This is a genomic window from Citrobacter sp. Res13-Sevr-PEB04-36 (assembly GCF_015672735.1).
Taxonomy (GTDB): Bacteria; Pseudomonadota; Gammaproteobacteria; order Enterobacterales; family Enterobacteriaceae; genus Citrobacter.
In genome coordinates, this window is the sequence record NZ_JADABY010000070.1 from 19422 (window position 1) to 38626 (window position 19205).

Sequence of the window (19205 nt, forward strand, 5' to 3'; positions counted from 1 at the left end):
CTTATTTCTTCAAATGTGGGTGGAAGTTACACGGACGCGTACGGGCATCAAGCTGCGGCGCAATGATGTTTTCCCAGGCGGTACGACACGCTTTGGTCGACCCCGGCATGGCGAAAATCAGCGTTTTATTGGCCACACCCGCAATCGCGCGTGATTGCAGCGTCGCGGTGCCAATCTCTTCAAAGGAGAGCATGCGGAACACTTCGCCAAACCCTTCGACTTCACGGTCGAACAGCGGCAGCAGCGCTTCTGGTGCCTGGTCGCCTTCGGTCAAACCGGTACCGCCGGTAATCAGCACCACCTGCACATCGTCACTGGCAATCCAGGCGGAAACCTGGGCGCGGATGGCATAGCGGTTCTCTTTAACAATCGCCTTGTCTACAATCTGATGACCCGCCTCCAGCGCACTGTCGCGCAGATAATGGCCGGAGGTATCGTCCTCTTCGCCACGACGGCTGGAAACAGTAAGAATAGCAATGCGTGTCGGGATAAATTCAGCGCTTACCTGACTCATGAAAAACTCCTTTTAGCGATCAGCCGCCAATGTAAGATAAGTTTTGCGTAATACCGGTATTGTTCTGATGCAGGAAGTGGGTCTGTTTTTTCTCCAGCAGCGCGCTTGAGATACGTTCTTCCAGCGCAGACTGCTGCGCGTCATCTTCCAGCAAATCACGCAGGCTGACCCCGCCTTCGCCGAATAAGCACAAATGCAGTTTGCCGACAGAAGAGACGCGCAGGCGGTTGCAGGTGGCGCAGAAGTCTTTCTCATACGGCATGATCAGACCGATTTCACCCGCGTAGTCGGGATGACAGAAAACCTGCGCCGGACCGTCGCTGCGCTGGCGTAGCTGGTGGATCCAGCCGCGACGCAGCAGTTCATCGCGCAGTACCTGGCCGGAGATATGGTGTTTACGGAAGAGAGAGCTGCCCTCGCCGGTTTCCATCAGCTCAATAAAGCGTAATTGAATCGGACGTGGCTGGATCCAGGCGAGAAAGGTGTCCAGTTGATGGTGGTTTACATCGCGCATCAGCACGGTGTTCACTTTGACTTTCTCAAAACCGGCATCAAAGGCGGCATCAATACCCGCCATCACCTGTTGAAATTTATCCTGCCCGGTAATGGCATGAAACTGACGGGCGTCAAGGCTGTCAACACTGACGTTCAGCGCCGTGAGTCCCGCCTCGCGCCAGGTGGCGGCATCCCGCGCCAGACGATAGCCGTTGGTGGTCACCGCTATCTGGCGGATGGCGTCATTTTCTCGCACGGCGGCGATGATGTCGGTAAAGTCGCGACGCAATGACGGTTCGCCTCCGGTCAGACGCACTTTTTCCGTTCCCAGACTGGCGAACGCACGCGTGACGCGACGAATTTCATCAACGGTCAGAAAGCCGTTATTGGTGACCCCACCGGGCTTATAGCCATCCGGCAGGCAGTAGGTGCAACGAAAGTTACACACATCGGTAATCGACAAACGTAAGTAGTAAAACTTACGTGCGAAAGCATCGGTAAGTTGAGAGCCCATGTACACCTTTCCAAATACGGGAGGCGGAGTCATTTCTTCCTGCGCCCTGGTGACAATCTGATGTAAGCCTTGTCACGGCCAAAGCACCGTATCATTTGACCCAGGTGCAGAGGCTAGAGTGTTTATACTCGTCATACGTCGAGTACATTGTGGTTATGCCGATACTAGCGTGTAAATGACGGTTTTGCCATGTACACTTTCGCTATATAACCTTATACATAGCGGCATGATCGTGCAATTTCGCTACAGAATAAGCAAAAATCACAGTTTTGCATTGATATACATCATCTTGCTATCAAGTGAATGTCGTCAAAAAGAGGTAGATCGCCTAAATTTATTTTCACACAACACCGCCAGATAATTGCTGAAAACCGGCAATTTACGCTACTGTAACGGCGATCAATTGATATCAGGAATAATTATGCGCACTCGCACGCTGGCGGATCTGGACCGCGTTGTCGCTCTCGGCGGAGGGCATGGATTAGGACGCGTTCTCTCTTCACTTTCTCCTTTAGGTTCACGCCTGACGGGCATTGTCACCACTACCGATAACGGCGGCTCTACCGGTCGAATTCGCCGCTCCGAGGGGGGCATCGCCTGGGGAGATATGCGAAACTGTCTGAACCAGTTAATTACCCAGCCCAGCGTCGCATCCGCGATGTTTGAGTATCGTTTTGGCGGTAATGGCGAGCTTTCCGGACATAACCTCGGAAATCTGATGTTAAAGGCGTTGGATCACCTCAGCGTACGGCCTCTGGAAGCGATCAATTTAATTCGCAGCCTGTTGAAAGTAGACGCGCATTTAATTCCGATGTCTGAGCTGCCGGTCGATTTAATGGCTATCGACGATCAGGGACATGAGGTTTACGGCGAGGTGAATATCGATCAGCTCACTATCCCACCTCAGGAGCTGATGCTGTCGCCAAAGGTGCCGACCACGCGTGAAGCAGTAGAGGCTATCGCGGAAGCGGATTTGATTCTGATTGGACCGGGCAGTTTTTACACTAGCCTGATGCCGATCCTGCTGCTCGACGAACTGGCGCAGGCCTTACGTCGCACACCAGCTCCAATGGTATACATCGGCAATCTGGGGCGTGAATTAAGCCTGCCAGCCGCCAGTCTGACGCTTAACGATAAGTTGGCTATCATCGAACAATACGTCGGGAAAAAAGTGATTGATGCGGTAGTTGTCGGGCCAAAAGTCGATGCTTCAGCCGTGAGTGGCCGCATTGTGATTCAGGACGTGCTGGAAGCCAGCGATATTCCGTATCGCCACGACCGCCAGCTGTTACACGACGCGCTGGAAAAAGCAGTGCAGGCGTTAGGCTAGGTGGAATTGCCTGATGGCGCTACGCTTATCAGGCCTACCGAAGCGTTCTGTTCCGCCATCCGGCACTAAACACTGCCTGATGTGCTGCGCTTATCAGGCCTACCAACGCGCTCTATCCCGTAGGCCGGATAAGGGATTTATCCCGCATCCGGCACCCACTTACGATGCCGCGATAAACAGCTCGCGCAGCTGGTGCAGCTGATCGCGGATTTGAGCGGCTTCTTCAAACTCCAGGTTCTGCGCGTGCTTCATCATCTGCCCTTCCAGTTCATGGATTTTCTGCTGCAGCGCCTTCGGTGTCATATCCAGCTCAACTACCTCGGACTTCGCACCCGCACGCGACTTGCCTCGGCCCTTAGCTTTAGTCTTGGCAATGTTCTGACCCAGCGCCAGAATATCGACCACCTTCTTGTTCAACCCCTGCGGCGTAATACCATGCTCTTCGTTGTACTGATGCTGCTTCTCGCGGCGACGTTCAGTTTCGCCGATCGCCTTTGCCATTGATGCGGTAATTTTATCGCCGTAGAGGATCGCTTTACCGTTAATGTTACGTGCCGCACGGCCAATGGTCTGGATGAGCGATCGCTCAGAGCGCAGGAACCCTTCTTTGTCGGCGTCCAGAATCGCCACCAGCGAGACCTCAGGCATGTCCAGACCTTCTCGTAACAGGTTGATACCCACCAGCACGTCAAACTCGCCCAGACGCAGGTCACGAATGATTTCCATACGCTCCACGGTGTCGATGTCCGAGTGCAGATAGCGTACCCGCTCGCCGTGCTCTTCGAGGTATTCCGTAAGATCTTCCGCCATCCGCTTGGTTAGCGTCGTCACCAGCACACGTTCGTTAATCGCCGCGCGGATACGAATTTCAGAAAGCAGGTCATCAACCTGTGTCGCCACCGGACGCACTTCAATCACTGGATCCAGCAGGCCGGTCGGTCGTACCACCTGATCAACGACGTCATCGCCGGATTTCTCCAGCTCATAGTTGCCCGGCGTGGCGGAAACATAGATGGTTTGCGGGGCCAGCGCCTCAAACTCTTCAAACTTCAGCGGGCGGTTATCCAGCGCCGACGGCAGACGGAAACCGTACTCGACCAGCGTCTCTTTTCGCGCCCGGTCGCCGCGATACATGCCGCCGATTTGCGGAATAGTAACGTGGGATTCATCGACCACCAGCAGGCCATCGGCTGGCAGGTAGTCAAACAGCGTTGGCGGTGGCTCACCAGGCCCGCGCCCGGAGAGATAGCGGGAATAGTTTTCAATGCCCGAGCAGTAGCCCAGTTCGTTCATCATTTCCAGATCAAACTGTGTACGCTGGCTTAAGCGCTGCTCTTCCAGCAACTTGTTGTTCACCAGCAGGTTTTTACGCCGTTCTGCCAGTTCAACCTTAATTTCTTCCATCGCCTGCACAATGCGTTCGCGTGGCGTAACGTAGTGCGTTTTAGGGTAGATGGTAAAGCGTGGAATGCTGGATTCAACCTGCCCGGTCAGCGGGTCAAACAGTGACAAACGCTCCACTTCTTCATCAAACAGCTCCACACGCAGTGCAATGTCGTCAGATTCTGCCGGGAAGATGTCGATCACTTCACCGCGCACGCGGAATGTACCGCGCTGAAATGCCTGATCGTTGCGGGTATATTGTAGCTCTGCCAGGCGACGCAGAATGGCGCGTTGATCGATGATCATCCCGACAGTCAGGTGCAGCATCATTTTCAAATACAGGTCCGGGTCGCCCAGACCATAGATCGCGGAAACCGACGCCACCACAATGACATCCCGACGCTCCAGCAGCGCCTTGGTCGCCGACAGTCGCATCTGCTCGATGTGTTCGTTAACCGACGCATCTTTCTCGATGAACGTATCAGAGCTCGGCACGTACGCTTCCGGCTGGTAATAGTCGTAGTAGGAGACAAAATATTCTACCGCGTTATCCGGGAAGAACTCTTTCATCTCGCCATACAGCTGGGCCGCCAGCGTCTTGTTGGGTGCCAACACCATGGTCGGGCGCTGGAGATCCGCAATGACATTAGCGATGGTGAACGTTTTCCCTGAACCCGTTACGCCCAGTAACGTCTGATGCGCCAGACCATCCTCCAGCCCTGTTTCCAGGCGGCGAATCGCCTCAGGCTGATCGCCGGAGGGTTTAAAAGCGGAATTCAGTTTGAACGGTTTACTCATGAGCAGCTACCTGAAGCAATGGGCGGGCAGGTGTCTAATTTTACTCGCAGCAGTAGATTTTGCCAGTAAAATATACTGGATGAAAAAACAGTAACACACCACAATATTTCTGTTACGCCCTCTGAAACCCCGTCGCGGCGGGCTAAAATTTCACCGCTGGCAAGATAAAACACCAGCAAAAATGTGTTATCCCCAGACCTATGACTTTTTTAACATTTGTCAAGACAGGGGATGAAAGTTTTATGGCAACAGATGACACTTCCACGACAGCCATTGCTTTTATCTAACAACCTGTATTTGAATAACTATTTGCTCAAGCCGTCTTTCGCAGCAATTTAGTCGCAGGCCGCGTCTTCTCTCGCTTACATAGTGTTTTCTAACTCTAATGCACAAGGTTATCCACAGGAATAGTGGATAACTGTCTCCAGCCCGTGCTGAATGCCGCCTGGCAGAAACGTATCGATGTCCCTTTTTAGTCGAATAAAAAAAAATTATCGCTAAAATTTGATATTTATCAGCTAACGAAGCGGTCTGGAGCCGTCGAGATCCTGCTCGCATTTTCATCATTTTTTTGCCTGCTCCAACCAGTTAATAAGAACAGGCCACAGCAGCATATCCACAACAGGATGACGCCTAAGACAGCGCGCTCAGATCAACATAGTGCCCGGTCGCTGCCAGCTCCGGCGCGTCTGATAGCCACGGGATCTCGCCCAGCAATGGCGCCGAAAGCGCACGCGTCAGCGTCGCCATGTATTCAGCATGACGCTTTCCAGGCGGGGTGACGTCATTGGCAACCCAGCCGACCAGTGCCAGCCCTGCCTGGCGTATCGCCTGTGCGGTCAGGAGGGCATGGTTGATACAGCCGAGCTTCACACCCACCACCAGAATCACCGGCAGCTGTTCCGTTTGCACCCAGTCGGCAAAGCTCAGTGTCGGCGAAAGTGGGGTCAACCATCCCCCGGCCCCTTCCACCAGCACCCAGTCGGCCTGTTTCTCCAGGGCGCGTAAACCAGCAGACATCACCGGGGCCAGAATCGGTCGCCCTTCATCGGCGCTGATAATATGCGGTGACGTGGGTTCAGCGAAGGTATACGGGTTGATAGCCGCGTAGTCCACTGCCAGCGTGCTGTTACGCTGCAACGCCAGGGCATCGCTGTTACGCAGGCCGTCTGCCGTCATTTCGCTACCCGAGGCGACCGGCTTGTAGCCCACGGTCCGGTAGCCCAACTGTCCTGCCGCCTGTAACAGCGCACAGCTGGCGATGGTTTTACCGACTTCGGTGTCCGTCCCGGTGACAAAATACGCTTTAGTCACGTTGAATCACTCCCAAAAAAAGATGATACGTTAGCGGATATTTCCCCTGCTGCTGAGGCCAGGCTAACTGTAGCTGTTGCAGCTGTGAGCGGGTCAGCACGCGCTGTTCACGACCCTCATGCAAATGCGTCGCGCCAATGCCTTTGAGCGAACGCATGGCGCTCAGCGCATCGTCAAACCACAGCGTGACGGCCTGCATCTGATACTCAACGTCCCAGCCGTGCAGCGCGTTTTCCAGCTGTTCTACGGGTAAAAAACGGTTGGCGTGCGCCCGGTTATCCACCGCCTGCCACGCCTGACGCAGTTCCGGCATCGAGCCGTGCGCCAGGGTGCTGAAAGCCACCGTCCCGCCGGGACGCACGACGCGGTAGAGTTCGTCTAACGCGTCGCGTAAACCGCCGCACCATTGCACGGCCAGATTGCTCCAGGCCAGGTCAAACGTCGCGGTATCCTGCGGAATAGCCTCAATATCGGCCAGCAGATAATGGTGCGCCGCCTCGTGCCGCTGGGCTTGCGCCAGCATGGGCGCAGACAAATCCAGGGCGCTGACCTCGCTCCCCTGCTCCCGCCAGTAGCGACTCATGCGCCCTGGTCCGCAACCGGCATCCAGCACGCGGGCGTACTGCCGCCCCGCCAGCCGCGCCAGTAACGCATCGGCGCTTTGACGCTGTAATTCAGCGTGTTGTTCGTAGTGGGAGGCAGCGCGTCCGAACGCGGCGGCAATGGCCTGCTTATCAACCTGCATCATGCAGCACCTCCAGCAAGCGGTCGATATCCTGAACGTCATGCGCCTGAGTCAGCGTCAGGCGCAGTCTGGCAGTACCAACCGGCACGGTAGGTGGACGGATTGCCGTCACCCAGCAGCCCCGCTCGCGTAGCGTCTGCGCCAGCTGCAACGCCTTCTGGTTATCGCCGACGATCAGTGGCTGAATGGCGCTGTCTGACTTTGCCAGCAGCAAATCTGGGTTCGTCATACCGGCGCGAAAACGCTGGATAAGCATCGCCAGTTTTGCCCGCCGCTCGTCGCCTTCGCGGCTACGGATCACCGCCAGCGCGGCGCGCAACGCCTGAGCCTGCGCCGGGGGCATACTGGTGCTGTAGATCAGATGGCGAGCAAACTGCAGCAGATAATCGGCCACGCTGTCAGAACAGAGAATGGCCGCCCCGCTGACGCCAAAGCCTTTGCCAAAGGTCACCACCAGCAGCTCGGGTTTGACCTGCTGCTGCCAGCACGAGCCGCGTCCTTCTTCACCGGTGACGCCAATACCGTGGGCATCATCCACCAGCAGCCACGCCTCCTGGCGTTGCGCCTCGGTGTGGGTTTGCGCCAGCGGCGCGCTGTCGCCGTCCATGCTGAATACGCCTTCGGTTACCACCAGCTGTTGCCCCGAACAGGGAGCCGCCAGCAGACGAGCTAAATGCTGAGGATCATTATGGGTAAAGCGGCGTAGCGTGGCCGGACTCAGACTGGCGGCCTCCAGCAGCGAGGCGTGACTGAGTCGGTCTGCAACAATGCGGTCCTGTTTACCCATCAGCGCGGTAATCACCGCCTGATTGGCTGCAAACCCGGAGATAAACAGCAGCGCGCGTGAATAGCCCAACCATTGCGCCAGTTCGTCTTCCAGCGCCTGATGCGCAATGGAATAGCCGCTGACATGCCCAGAGCCGCCGCTGCCGACGCCAAACCGTTCGGCCCCTTGCTGCCACGCACAGACGATCTGCGGATGGTGGCTTAGCCCAAGGTAATCGTTACTGGAAAAATTCAGATACTGACGACCATCAGCTTGCAGCCAACGCCCGGCGCCCTGCGTCACCGCATGACGACGGCGCAGGGCATCGGCAACACGACGCGCTGCCAGCGCATCGTCAATTTTTTGCTGCCAGGTCATACAGTTGCCGCATTGTAATAATCGTCAGTGTCCGGGGTGCGCAAGGCCTGTTCCAGACGCTGCTGCTGTTCGTTATCGCCCGCCAGCACCGCCGTTTGCTGAGGATTCAGACCTAGCTTACGGAACAGCAGCAGGTCCTTATCTTCGTTCGGGTTCGGCGTGGTCAGCAGTTTACAGCCGTAGAAAATCGAGTTGGCCCCGGCCATAAAGCACATGGCCTGGGTCTGTTCGTTCATTTGTTCGCGTCCTGCGGACAGACGCACGTACGAGGTCGGCATCATGATACGCGCCACGGCGATGGTGCGGATAAAATCAAACGCGTCCACATCATCGTTATCGGCCAGCGGCGTGCCCTTCACCTTCACCAGCATATTGATGGGGACGCTTTCCGGCGGAGTGGGCAGGTTTGCCAGTTGCAGCAGCAACCCGGCGCGGTCAGTGACCGTTTCGCCTAAGCCGACGATGCCGCCAGAGCAAACTTTAATCCCGGCTTCACGCACTTTATCCAGCGTATCCAGGCGTTCCTGATACGAACGGGTAGTGATGATATTGCCGTAAAACTCCGGCGAGGTGTCGAGATTGTGGTTGTAGTAATCGAGACCCGCGCGGGCCAGACGCTGCGCCTGCGTTTCATCCAGCGTGCCCAACGTCATACAGGCTTCCAGCCCCAGATCTTTCACGCCCTGCACCATTTGTTCCAGGTAAGGCATATCGCGCTCGTGTGGATTCTTCCACGCCGCGCCCATGCAGAAACGTGTTGAACCAGCTTGTTTGGCCTTACGCGCAGAGTCCAGTACCTGCTCAACTTCCATTAAACGCTCGGTTTCCAGACCGGTTTTATAGCGGGAACTTTGTGGGCAGTATTTGCAGTCTTCCGGACAGGCGCCAGTTTTAATCGACAACAACGTACTGACCTGTACCTGCTGCGGGTCAAAGTGCTGACGGTGGATCTGTTGCGCTTCAAACAGCAGATCCAGCAGTGGTTTTTCAAATAATTCGGTAACTTGCGACATTGTCCAGCGAGAAGAATGAGCCATATTGGTGTTCGTTTCATTTTGAGTTTCGTGTAGACTCGTAAACCTAAATCTTTTTAATTTGGTTTACAAGTCGATTATGACAACGGACGATCTTGCCTTTGACCAACGCCATATCTGGCACCCTTACACCTCGATGACCTCCCCGCTGCCGGTGTATCCGGTAGCGCGCGCTGAAGGATGTGAACTGATTTTAGCCAGCGGTGAAAGACTGATTGACGGGATGTCGTCCTGGTGGGCGGCGATCCACGGCTACAATCACCCACAGCTGAACGCCGCGATGAAAACGCAAATCGACGCCATGTCGCACGTGATGTTTGGCGGCATTACCCATGCCCCGGCCATTGCACTGTGCCGCCAACTGGTCGCCATGACGCCGGACGCGCTGGAATGCGTTTTTCTCGCGGACTCAGGTTCCGTTGCCGTGGAAGTGTCAATGAAAATGGCGCTGCAGTACTGGCAGGCAAAAGGGGAATCTCGCCAGCGTTTCCTGACGTTTCGTAATGGGTATCACGGCGATACCTTCGGGGCAATGTCGGTCTGCGATCCCGACAACTCCATGCACAGTCTGTGGAAAGGGTATCTGCCAGAAAACCTGTTCGCCCCAGCTCCGCAAAGCCGGATGGGCGGCGAATGGGATGAGCTGGATATGGTGCCCTTTGCCCGTCTGATGGCGGCCCATCGCCACGAGATTGCGGCGGTGATCCTGGAGCCAATTGTGCAGGGCGCCGGCGGCATGCGCATGTACCATCCCGAATGGTTGAAGCGCATCCGTAAGATGTGCGATCGCGAAGGTATTCTGCTGATTGCCGACGAAATCGCCACCGGCTTTGGCCGCACCGGTAAGCTGTTTGCCTGTGAACACGCCGACATTACACCGGATATTTTATGTCTCGGCAAAGCGTTAACCGGCGGGACAATGACCCTTTCTGCCACCCTGACCACTCGCCAGGTGGCGGAAACCATCAGTAACGGTGAGGCGGGCTGTTTTATGCACGGCCCGACGTTTATGGGCAATCCGCTGGCTTGTGCTGTCGCCTCTGCCAGTTTGTCACTGCTGGAATCGGGCGAATGGCGCTCACAGGTGGCGGCAATCGAAGCGCAGTTGCGTCGCGAACTGGCACCGGCAGCGGATTCCGCGTATGTCGCCGACGTGCGCGTTCTCGGTGCCATTGGCGTAATCGAAACCACGCATCCGGTAAATATGGCCGCGCTGCAGAAGTTCTTTGTCGAACAGGGCGTGTGGGTCAGACCATTTGGCAAGCTCATCTATCTGATGCCGCCGTACATCATCCAGCCCGATCAGTTGCGTCGTCTGACGCAGGCGGTGAACGAGGCTGTGCGCAGTGCAACATTTTTTAGCGATTAATCAGCGGTAAGCTTTATGGTTTCTGGCTACACTTTTGGGCTAACGAGAGGAGTCAGCATGAAACTAATCAGCAACGATCTGCGCGACGGGGATAAGCTTCCGCATCGCCACGTCTTTAACGGTATGGGGTATGACGGGGACAATATTTCCCCGCATCTGGCGTGGGACGATGTCCCCGCCGGGACTAAAAGTTTTGTCGTGACCTGTTACGATCCCGATGCGCCAACCGGCTCCGGCTGGTGGCACTGGGTGGTGGTTAACCTGCCTGCGGATACCCGAGTTCTACCGCAAGGGTACGGCTCCGGGCTGGTTGCGCTACCGGAAGGCGTACTGCAAACGCGCACGGACTTCGGTAAAGCAGGCTACGGCGGCGCGGCACCGCCAAAAGGGGAGACACATCGCTATATCTTTACGGTTCATGCGCTGGATGTGGAGCGTCTTGATGTCGATGAGGGCGCCAGCGGCGCGATGGTCGGATTTAATGTCCATTTCCATTCGCTCGCCAGCGCATCAATAACCGCGATGTTCAGTTAAACTTGTGTTGTGCCGGATGTCGGCTTCGCCTCATCCGGCCTACCAGGCAGACCGTAGGCCTGATAAGACGCATCAGCGTCGCTATCAGGCAATTTGCTACAGAAACTCAGGCAACAATTTCAACAACGTTCCCTGCGCTAACAGCTCGGTCGCACACTCGATATCCGGAGCGAAAAAACGGTCCTGGGTATAATGTGAAACCTGTTCACGCAAGGCCTGACGCGCCTGCTCCAGCAGCGGACTTGAGGTCAGTCCTTCACGTAAATCGATCCCCTGACAGGCCGCCAGCCACTCTACGGCAATCACACCGCGCGTATTTGCCGCCATCTCCCACAGTCGGCGACCGGCCGCAGGTGCCATGGAGACATGATCTTCCTGATTGGCTGACGTGGGCAGGCTGTCTACGCTGTGCGGGTGAGCCAGGGCTTTGTTTTCGCTGGCCAGTGCGGCGGCGGTAACCTGCGCAATCATAAAACCAGAGTTAACCCCGCCATTTTTGACCAGGAATGGCGGCAACTGCGACATGTGTTTATCCATCATCAGCGCGATACGCCGCTCTGATAGCGCCCCCATTTCCGCAATCGCCAGCGCCAGATTGTCCGCCGCCATCGCCACCGGCTCCGCATGGAAGTTACCGCCGGAAATCACATCCCCTTCTTCGGCAAACACCAGCGGGTTGTCCGACACGGCGTTAGCTTCAACCAGCAGTACATCCATCACCTGGCGCATTTGCGTCAGGCACGCACCCATCACCTGTGGCTGACAGCGCAAAGAATACGGATCCTGCACTTTTTCACAGTTATGATGAGATTGCGACAGCGCGCTGGAGTCGGTCAGCACGTGACGATACAACGTAGCGGCGTCAATCTGCCCACGCTGTCCGCGCGCAGCATGAATGCGAGGGTCAAATGGACGACGTGAGCCCAGCACCGCTTCGGTGGTCAGCGCGCCGCACACCGTCGCTGAAGCAAACAGCTCCTGGGCTTCAATCAATCCACGCAGAGCAAAGGCGGTGGACGCCTGAGTACCGTTCAGCAGCGCCAGCCCCTCTTTCGCCTCCAGCGTAATCGGCTCCAGCCCGGCTTTTTTCAGCGCCTGCGTCGCCGGGAGCCATTCCCCCTGCCAGCGGGCTTTCCCCTCACCTAACAAGGTCAGCGACATGTGCGCCAGCGGGGCCAGATCGCCCGATGCGCCGACAGATCCTTTCGCTGGGATCAGCGGGTAAACTTCGGCGTTCACCAGCGCAATCAGCGCTTCAATCACGCTCAAGCGAATACCGGAGAAACCGCGCGCCAGGCTGTTGATTTTCAGCACCATGATCAGACGCACCATGGCATCATCCAGCGCGTTGCCAACGCCAGCAGCATGTGAAAGCACCAGCGAGCGCTGAAGATTTTGCAGATCTTCCGTGGCAATACGAGTCTGGGCCAGCAGGCCAAATCCCGTATTGATGCCGTAGGCCGTTCGCCCTTCGGCAACAATATTATTCACGCAGGCCACGCTGGCGTTGATGGCATCAATCGCGCTGGCGTCCAGACTCAGTTGTACCGGCTGCTGCCAGATGTCGCGTAGCTGCGTAAAACTCAGATGACCCGGTGTTAACGTAAGCTTAGTCATTTCAGTTATTCTCCTGCGTTCCGGCAATCATCGGCAAATTCAACCCTTGCTCAACGGCACATTCCACCGCGATGTCATACCCGGCGTCTGCGTGACGCATGACGCCCGTGGCCGGATCGTTATGCAATACCCGGGCGATACGCGCGGCGGCTTCGTCGGTCCCGTCGCACACAATCACCATCCCCGCATGTTGCGAGAAGCCCATACCGACCCCGCCACCGTGGTGCAGTGACACCCAGGTCGCCCCACTGGCGGTATTGAGCAGCGCGTTAAGCAGCGGCCAGTCGGATACGGCGTCAGAACCGTCGCGCATGGCTTCGGTTTCACGGTTCGGGCTGGCAACGGAGCCGGAGTCCAGATGGTCACGGCCAATGACAATCGGCGCGGAGACTTCACCACTGCGTACCATTTCGTTAAACGCTAACCCCAGTTTTTGCCGCCATTCCAGTCCAACCCAGCAAATACGCGCCGGCAAACCCTGGAAGTTAATCCGCTCGCGCGCCATATCCAGCCAGTGATGCAGGTGCTTATCGTTAGCGACAATCTCTTTTACTTTGGCATCGGTCTTATAAATATCCTGCGGATCGCCGGAAAGCGCCACCCAGCGGAAGGGGCCAATGCCGCGACAGAACAGTGGTCGAATATAGGCGGGAACAAAGCCTGGGAAATCAAAGGCATTTTCCACGCCCATCTCTTTGGCCATCTGGCGAATGTTATTGCCGTAATCAAACGTCGGCACACCCATTTTGCTGAAGTCCAGCATTGCCTGTACGTGTGTAGCCATGGAACGTTTCGCCGCCTGCACCGTGCCCTGCGGATCGGACACCGCTTTCGCCTGGTACTCTTCCCAGCTCCAGCCGGACGGCAGATAACCGTGTAGCGGGTCATGGGCGCTGGTCTGATCAGTGACCATATCCGGACGCACGCCGCGCTTCACCAGTTCCGGAACAATGTCGGCCGCGTTCGCGCACAGCGCAATAGAAACGGCTTTACCCTCACGGGTGTATTTGTCGATACGCGCCAGCGCATCATCCAACGTTGTGGCCTGCTCATCCACATAGCGGGTACGCAGACGGAAATCGATACGGCTTTGCTGACATTCAATGTTCAGCGAGCAGGCGCCCGCCAGCGTCGCGGCTAGCGGCTGCGCCCCGCCCATTCCGCCAAGACCAGCGGTCAGTACCCAGCGTCCGCTCAGGCTACCCTGATAATGCTGACGTCCGGCTTCGACGAAGGTTTCATACGTCCCCTGCACGATGCCCTGACTGCCGATATAAATCCAGCTGCCAGCGGTCATCTGGCCATACATCGCCAGTCCTTTCGCATCCAGTTCGTTGAAGTGTTCCCAGGTCGCCCAGTGCGGGACCAGGTTGGAGTTGGCAATCAGCACGCGCGGCGCATTGTCGTGGGTTTTGAAGACGCCGACCGGCTTACCCGACTGGACCAGCAGCGTTTCATCGGCCTCCAGTTTGGTCAGCGCCTTGACGATGGCGTCATAGCATTCCCAGTCACGCGCGGCGCGACCGATCCCGCCGTACACCACCAGTTCATGGGGATTTTCCGCCACATCAGGATCGAGATTGTTCATTAACATGCGCAGCGGCGCTTCGGTCAGCCAGCTTTTGGCCGTTAAGGTGGTGCCGCGTGGGGCACGAATATCCTGCTGACGATACTTGCTGTGAGACATGACGGAAACTCCTCAGGCTGAATGTAGGCCGGATCAGGCGTATACGCCGCCATCCGGCACAGCGCCTGATGGCGACGCTAACGCGTCTAATCAGGCCTACGATGAACGGTCACATTGGTTAAAAGTATATACTTGTCTATACAATCAAATACAAGGTTATAGTTAACAACTAATCTACATTTTCGTCATACTGCGGCAGCAATCACGATTTTCAGGACATGAAGCGCCCTTGCAGACGATAGCGGGAACCCGGGAAAAGCAAACGAGCATGAGAGACAATGGATGACGCAGACCAGGTCTTGCGGCGAATCAGCAGGCAGGGATCGTGTTCTTTAATGTTCAGTAGCGCGCACTCTTCCGCGCTGGCGCGCACCGCTTCGACAATATGCTCACCTTCGGTCAATGGGGCAATCAGCGACAGATAGGCATGCGGCGTGGTCTGACTGTAGTCCTGTGTCAGATACTCCGGCACAATCTCCGCATTGACGCAGCGATCTTCAATTTGTACCGGCAGGGAGTTTTCAAAGTGCACCATGATCGAGTGATAAATATAGGTGCCTTCTTTAACGTTCAATTCCGTGGCCTGCTGCGCGTTCGCACACGTACTTTCCAGCTTCAGCACCTCGCACCGATGCTGATGCTCGCGGGCGATAATTTCATCGGCAATGCTGCGAATTTCAAACAACGCGGACTGACCTTTCGGCTCGGCGACAAACGTACCGACGCCCTGCAAACGCACCAGCAGTCCCTCGTCGGTGAGCTCACGCAGCGCCCGATTAATAGTCATACGGCTAAAACCATACTGCGCAACCAACTCCGCTTCCGACGGGATGCGATCGTGAGGCTGCCAGATGCCGCTGGCAATCTTTTCACTGATCTCCTGCTTTACCTTTTCGTAAAAAGGTGCCGGGGCAGAACGGGAATGGGATGGGAGCATGCGTTAGCCTTCCTTACGCTGAAAATGAGAGTGGCAAAATGGCGGCATCACGCTATCAGGCACGTCAGTGCCACCAGTGTGCGATTTGCCAGCCAAGACGCGCCGCAACGCGCGCCGCGTTGCCATCATCGTCAAAACGGGGATTAAATTCAACCATGTCTACCGCCTGCAATTTACCGCTGCGGCACAGGGGCTCAATCAGCCTCAGTAACGTGGACAACGGCACGCCCAGCGCGGCGGGTGCGGACACGGCGGGCATTTCCCAGACCGGCAGAACGTCGAGGTCGATCGTCAGATAAATAACATCAACGCTGGAGATAAACTGCGCCATCTGCGACTGCGCGTTATGACAGTGCAGATCCTCCACCACGGTAACGCCAAGCCGCTGCGCTTCATCCCACAGTGCCTGGGTGTTAGCCGCCCGGTTAACACCAAAGCAGGCGTAATGAAATTCACGCTGCTGCGCGTCACAAAGCTGTGCTAACTGGCGAAACGGCGTGCCGGAGGTGGCCTGGTCGGCATGGCGTAAGTCCAGATGGGCATCGAGGTTAACGATACCCACAGTTGAGCGCGGGAACGCATCCAGCACGCCCGCCCCGTGAGCAAAGGCGGTTTCGTGCCCGCCCCCCAGCACGAAGGTGCGCATCTCAGCCTGCTGACAGCGCTGCACCGCATGGCGTAACGCCTGCTGCGCCCCTTCGAGATCGGGGGCCTGCGCCACAATGTTGCCCAGATCCACCAGCCGGTCATGGCCCTGGTGGCTGGCTAAATTTGCCAGCGCTTTGCGCAGTGCATCAGGTGCGCCAGCCGCCCCCGTGCGTCCCTGATTACGCTTGACGCCTTCATCGCAGGCGAATCCCAGCAGCGCTATCTGCTCACGATAGTTTTCCGGGCTAAACGCCGCACTAAGCGTGATGGTCTGAAACAGGCGCAGCGCGTTGGGTGATTCAGCGCGATCGTCGCGACCTTGCCAAAGTGCGGGAGATACTGGATGCCAGTGACTCATGATGGTTGTCCTCGAAATACGCGTTGATACAGCGGGTTGCGGCCAGGTTCATACAGGATCTCAACCGGAAGGTGGGCATCCCACACCACAAAGTCCGCCATGAATCCTGCCTTCAATTGCCCATGGGTCGCCTGACGACCAAGGGCTTGCGCCGCATGACGCGTGACGCCCGCCCACGCTTCTTCCGGCGTTAAGCCAAACTGCACGCAGGCCATGTTCATCGCCCAGTGCAGACTGATAAACGGACTGGTACCAGGGTTGAAATCCGTCGCCACCGCCATAGGCACGTTATATTGACGTAGCCACTCCACCGGTGGGCGCTGTTTCTCTTTAAGAAAATAAAAGGCACCGGGCAGCAGAACACCCACCGTGCCGCTGCGACTCATCGCCGCCACACCTGCCTCATCGAGGTATTCAATATGATCGGCCGATAATCCGTGATAGCGGCTAACCAGCTGCGCGCCACCGAGCAACGACAGCTGTTCCACGTGGCCCTTAACCGGAATGCCCAACGCCTGAGCTGCCTTAAATACCCGTTCACTTTGCGCCAGGCTAAACCCAACGCTTTCACAAAACAGGTCGACGGTCTCAAACAGGCCCTGTTCCCACAGCTGAGGCAAAATGGTCTCGCACACCAGCGTTATATAGCCGTCAGGATCGTCACGGTATTCCGCCGGTGTCGCGTGCGCGGCCAGCAGCGTCGGGCTGATTTCAAGGGTATTTTCCGCCGCCAGCGCAGAGACCACGCGCAAAATTTTCTCTTCTGTCGCCAAATCCAGACCATAGCCTGATTTCACTTCCAGCAGCGTGACGCCTTCTTTTATCAGCCGTTCCATGCGCGCACGCGCCACGGCAAGGAGCTGATCGTCAGATGCGCGGCGGGTCGCCGACACGGTGGCATTTATGCCCCCGCCCTGGGCGCTGATTTGCTGGTAAGACACACCATTCAGCCGCTGCTCCCACTCGCCTGCACGATTTCCGCCAAATACCAGATGTGTGTGGCAATCAATCAAACCTGGCGTAACCAGTCGGCCCTGCATATCAAAGGTATTGTCATGTGTGCGGTATAACGAGGATTCAGGCACGATGGCGCGGATCTTGCCCTGTCGAATAATCAGCGCGTGACCGTCCACCAGCCCATACGGGGTGTTACGTTCAGGATCCATGGTCGCCAGGCGAACATTACGCCAGATGGCATCATCAGGGAAAAATTGCTGCATTCCACTCACCACTTGTCATAGGTTGTATAGACATTTATTGAGATCCTGCGGATGTTGTCAACCTGAAGGGCAATAAATGTTACTTAATTGTGAGTTCAGGAGGTTCCACATCAGACATTGCTGCTATAAAAAACAACTTTTTACCTTTTCACCTTTCCGTTTCGCTCAACTTAGTATAAAAAAGCAGGCTTCAATGGATAAATTTCAAAGCCCGGAGCAACCTGTGAACATTTCATCAGTTTCCCGTCTGGCGCTGGCAATGGCTTTTGGCGTGACTCTGACCGCCTGTAGCGCGACCTCGCCCGATCAAATTCCTTCCGACCAGACCGCGCCAGGCACTTCCTCGCGCCCGATTCTGTCGGCAAATGAAGCCAGCAATTTTGTGGCTGCACATTATTTTTCTGCACTAACGCCAAACACCGCGCCGTGGTCCCCTTCTGCGATTTCTCTGCCCGCACAGCCTGATTTTGTTGTCGGCCCGGCAGGGACTCAGGGCGTCACCCACACCACCATTCAGGCGGCGGTGGATGCGGCAATCATTAAACGCACCAACAAACGTCAATATATTGCGATCATGCCAGGTGACTATCAGGGCACGGTCTATGTCCCGGCGGCAACGGGCAGCCTGACGCTGTACGGCATGGGCGAAAAACCGCTTGATGTGAAAATTGGCCAGGCCATTGACGGGGAAATGAGCACCGCTGACTGGCGTCGTACGGTCAACCCGAGCGGCAAATATATGCCGGGCAAACCTGCTTGGTACATGTTTGATAATTGCCAGAACAAACGTGGCGCGAACATTGGTGTCCTGTGTTCTGCTGTCTTCTGGTCGCAAAACAACGGCCTGCAATTGCAGAATCTGACCATCGAAAACAACCTCGGTGACAGCGTGGATGCAGGTAACCATCCGGCCGTAGCTCTGCGTACCGATGGCGATAAAGTACAGATCAACAACGTCAACATTCTGGGTCGTCAGAATACCTTCTTCGTGACCAACAGTGGCGTTCAAAACCGTCTGGAAAACGATCGTCAGCCGCGTACGCTGGTGACGAACAGCTACATTGAAGGCGATGTGGATATCGTTTCCGGTCGCGGCGCAGTCGTGTTCGAAAACACCGATTTCCGCGTCGTCAATTCTCGCACCCAGCAGGAAGCCTACGTGTTCGCTCCCGCCACGCTGTCGAACATTTATTACGGTTTCCTTGCCGTCAACAGCCGCTTTACCGCTGCGGGTGATGGCGTGGCGCAGTTAGGCCGCTCACTGGATGTCGATGCTAACACCAACGGTCAGGTGGTGATCCGCGACAGCGTGATCAACGAAGGCTTTAACATGGCGAAGCCATGGGGTGACAGCGTGATCGGTAAGCATCCGTTTACCGGCAATACCGGTGCAGAGGATGACAAAGGCGAAATCCAGCGTAATCTGAACGACACCAACTTTAACCGCATGTGGGAATACAACAACCGCGGTGTGGGTAGCAAAGTGGTTGCCGAGCCGAAGCAGTAAACGTCATTCACTTATGTAGGCCCGGTAAGCGTATGCGCCTCCGGGCAATGTGCCGGA

At 56.3% G+C, this 19205-nt stretch carries 16 protein-coding genes and 1 riboswitch; of the genes, 4 read left to right on the top strand and 12 right to left on the bottom strand.

The window, feature by feature from the left end; genetic code table 11:
• Window position 1 precedes the first annotated feature (1 nt).
• Window positions 2-514 (bottom strand): molybdenum cofactor biosynthesis protein B, encoded by a 513-nt coding sequence (gene moaB, locus IMQ48_RS20495; RefSeq protein WP_096757778.1) that lies wholly within the window; start codon window positions 512-514, stop codon window positions 2-4.
• 19 nt (window positions 515-533) lie between these two features.
• The gene (moaA, locus tag IMQ48_RS20500; protein ID WP_196210450.1) at window positions 534-1523 is read right to left on the bottom strand and encodes a GTP 3',8-cyclase MoaA; all 990 of its coding nucleotides are present in this window, start codon (window positions 1521-1523) and stop codon (window positions 534-536) included.
• Window positions 1511-1656, bottom strand: a riboswitch (molybdenum cofactor riboswitch). Its footprint overlaps the gene before it by 13 nt.
• A gap of 288 nt (window positions 1657-1944) precedes the next feature.
• Here moaA and yvcK point away from each other — a divergent pair.
• On the top strand, window positions 1945-2853 hold the full coding sequence (gene yvcK / locus IMQ48_RS20505) for a uridine diphosphate-N-acetylglucosamine-binding protein YvcK (protein ID WP_196210451.1): 909 nt from the start codon (window positions 1945-1947) through the stop codon (window positions 2851-2853).
• Window positions 2854-3012: 159 nt separating this feature from the next.
• On the opposite strand, the gene uvrB is transcribed toward yvcK, so the two are convergent.
• The 5 genes from uvrB to bioB form a co-directional block, all read right to left on the bottom strand.
• Complete coding sequence (uvrB, locus tag IMQ48_RS20510) at window positions 3013-5034, bottom strand: excinuclease ABC subunit UvrB (protein WP_196210452.1); 2022 nt, start codon at window positions 5032-5034, stop codon at window positions 3013-3015.
• 633 nt (window positions 5035-5667) lie between these two features.
• Window positions 5668-6348 carry a dethiobiotin synthase gene (gene bioD / locus IMQ48_RS20515; RefSeq protein ID WP_196210453.1) on the bottom strand — a complete coding sequence of 227 codons (681 nt, stop codon included), beginning with the start codon at window positions 6346-6348 and terminating at the stop codon, window positions 5668-5670.
• Window positions 6341-7096, bottom strand: a complete 756-nt coding sequence (gene bioC, locus IMQ48_RS20520; protein ID WP_196210454.1) for a malonyl-ACP O-methyltransferase BioC — start codon at window positions 7094-7096, stop codon at window positions 6341-6343. Before bioC ends, bioD begins: the two co-directional genes overlap by 8 nt.
• Window positions 7083-8237: an 8-amino-7-oxononanoate synthase gene (bioF, locus tag IMQ48_RS20525; RefSeq protein WP_196210455.1), complete on the bottom strand. Its 1155-nt coding sequence runs from the start codon at window positions 8235-8237 to the stop codon at window positions 7083-7085. Before bioF ends, bioC begins: the two co-directional genes overlap by 14 nt.
• Window positions 8234-9274 carry a biotin synthase BioB gene (bioB, locus tag IMQ48_RS20530; RefSeq protein ID WP_196210456.1) on the bottom strand — a complete coding sequence of 347 codons (1041 nt, stop codon included), beginning with the start codon at window positions 9272-9274 and terminating at the stop codon, window positions 8234-8236. Before bioB ends, bioF begins: the two co-directional genes overlap by 4 nt.
• A gap of 76 nt (window positions 9275-9350) precedes the next feature.
• Here bioB and bioA point away from each other — a divergent pair, with 76 nt between their 5' ends.
• Both bioA and IMQ48_RS20540 read left to right on the top strand, forming a co-directional pair.
• Entirely contained in the window at window positions 9351-10640 is a 1290-nt protein-coding gene (gene bioA / locus IMQ48_RS20535) for an adenosylmethionine--8-amino-7-oxononanoate transaminase (protein ID WP_196210457.1), read from the top strand.
• Between the two features lie 57 nt (window positions 10641-10697).
• Window positions 10698-11174 (top strand): kinase inhibitor, encoded by a 477-nt coding sequence (locus IMQ48_RS20540; RefSeq protein ID WP_135321103.1) that lies wholly within the window; start codon window positions 10698-10700, stop codon window positions 11172-11174.
• A 96-nt stretch (window positions 11175-11270) separates the two neighbouring features.
• On the opposite strand, the gene hutH is transcribed toward IMQ48_RS20540, so the two are convergent.
• From hutH to hutI, 5 genes are all read right to left on the bottom strand, one after another.
• Window positions 11271-12791 carry a histidine ammonia-lyase gene (gene hutH, locus IMQ48_RS20545; protein WP_196210458.1) on the bottom strand — a complete coding sequence of 507 codons (1521 nt, stop codon included), beginning with the start codon at window positions 12789-12791 and terminating at the stop codon, window positions 11271-11273.
• Window position 12792: 1 nt separating this feature from the next.
• Window positions 12793-14478 (bottom strand): urocanate hydratase, encoded by a 1686-nt coding sequence (gene hutU / locus IMQ48_RS20550; protein WP_196210459.1) that lies wholly within the window; start codon window positions 14476-14478, stop codon window positions 12793-12795.
• 211 nt (window positions 14479-14689) lie between these two features.
• On the bottom strand, window positions 14690-15415 hold the full coding sequence (locus IMQ48_RS20555; RefSeq protein WP_196210460.1) for a histidine utilization repressor: 726 nt from the start codon (window positions 15413-15415) through the stop codon (window positions 14690-14692).
• Window positions 15416-15479: 64 nt separating this feature from the next.
• Window positions 15480-16421, bottom strand: coding sequence for a formimidoylglutamase (gene hutG / locus IMQ48_RS20560; RefSeq protein ID WP_196210461.1), 942 nt, complete (start codon window positions 16419-16421; stop codon window positions 15480-15482).
• Window positions 16418-17641 carry an imidazolonepropionase gene (gene hutI / locus IMQ48_RS20565; RefSeq protein WP_196210462.1) on the bottom strand — a complete coding sequence of 408 codons (1224 nt, stop codon included), beginning with the start codon at window positions 17639-17641 and terminating at the stop codon, window positions 16418-16420. The genes hutG and hutI overlap by 4 nt, the downstream gene beginning before the upstream one ends.
• Window positions 17642-17864: 223 nt before the next feature.
• Here hutI and IMQ48_RS20570 point away from each other — a divergent pair, with 223 nt between their 5' ends.
• Window positions 17865-19148, top strand: a complete 1284-nt coding sequence (locus IMQ48_RS20570; RefSeq protein WP_196210463.1) for a putative acyl-CoA thioester hydrolase — start codon at window positions 17865-17867, stop codon at window positions 19146-19148.
• Window positions 19149-19205 lie beyond the last annotated feature (57 nt).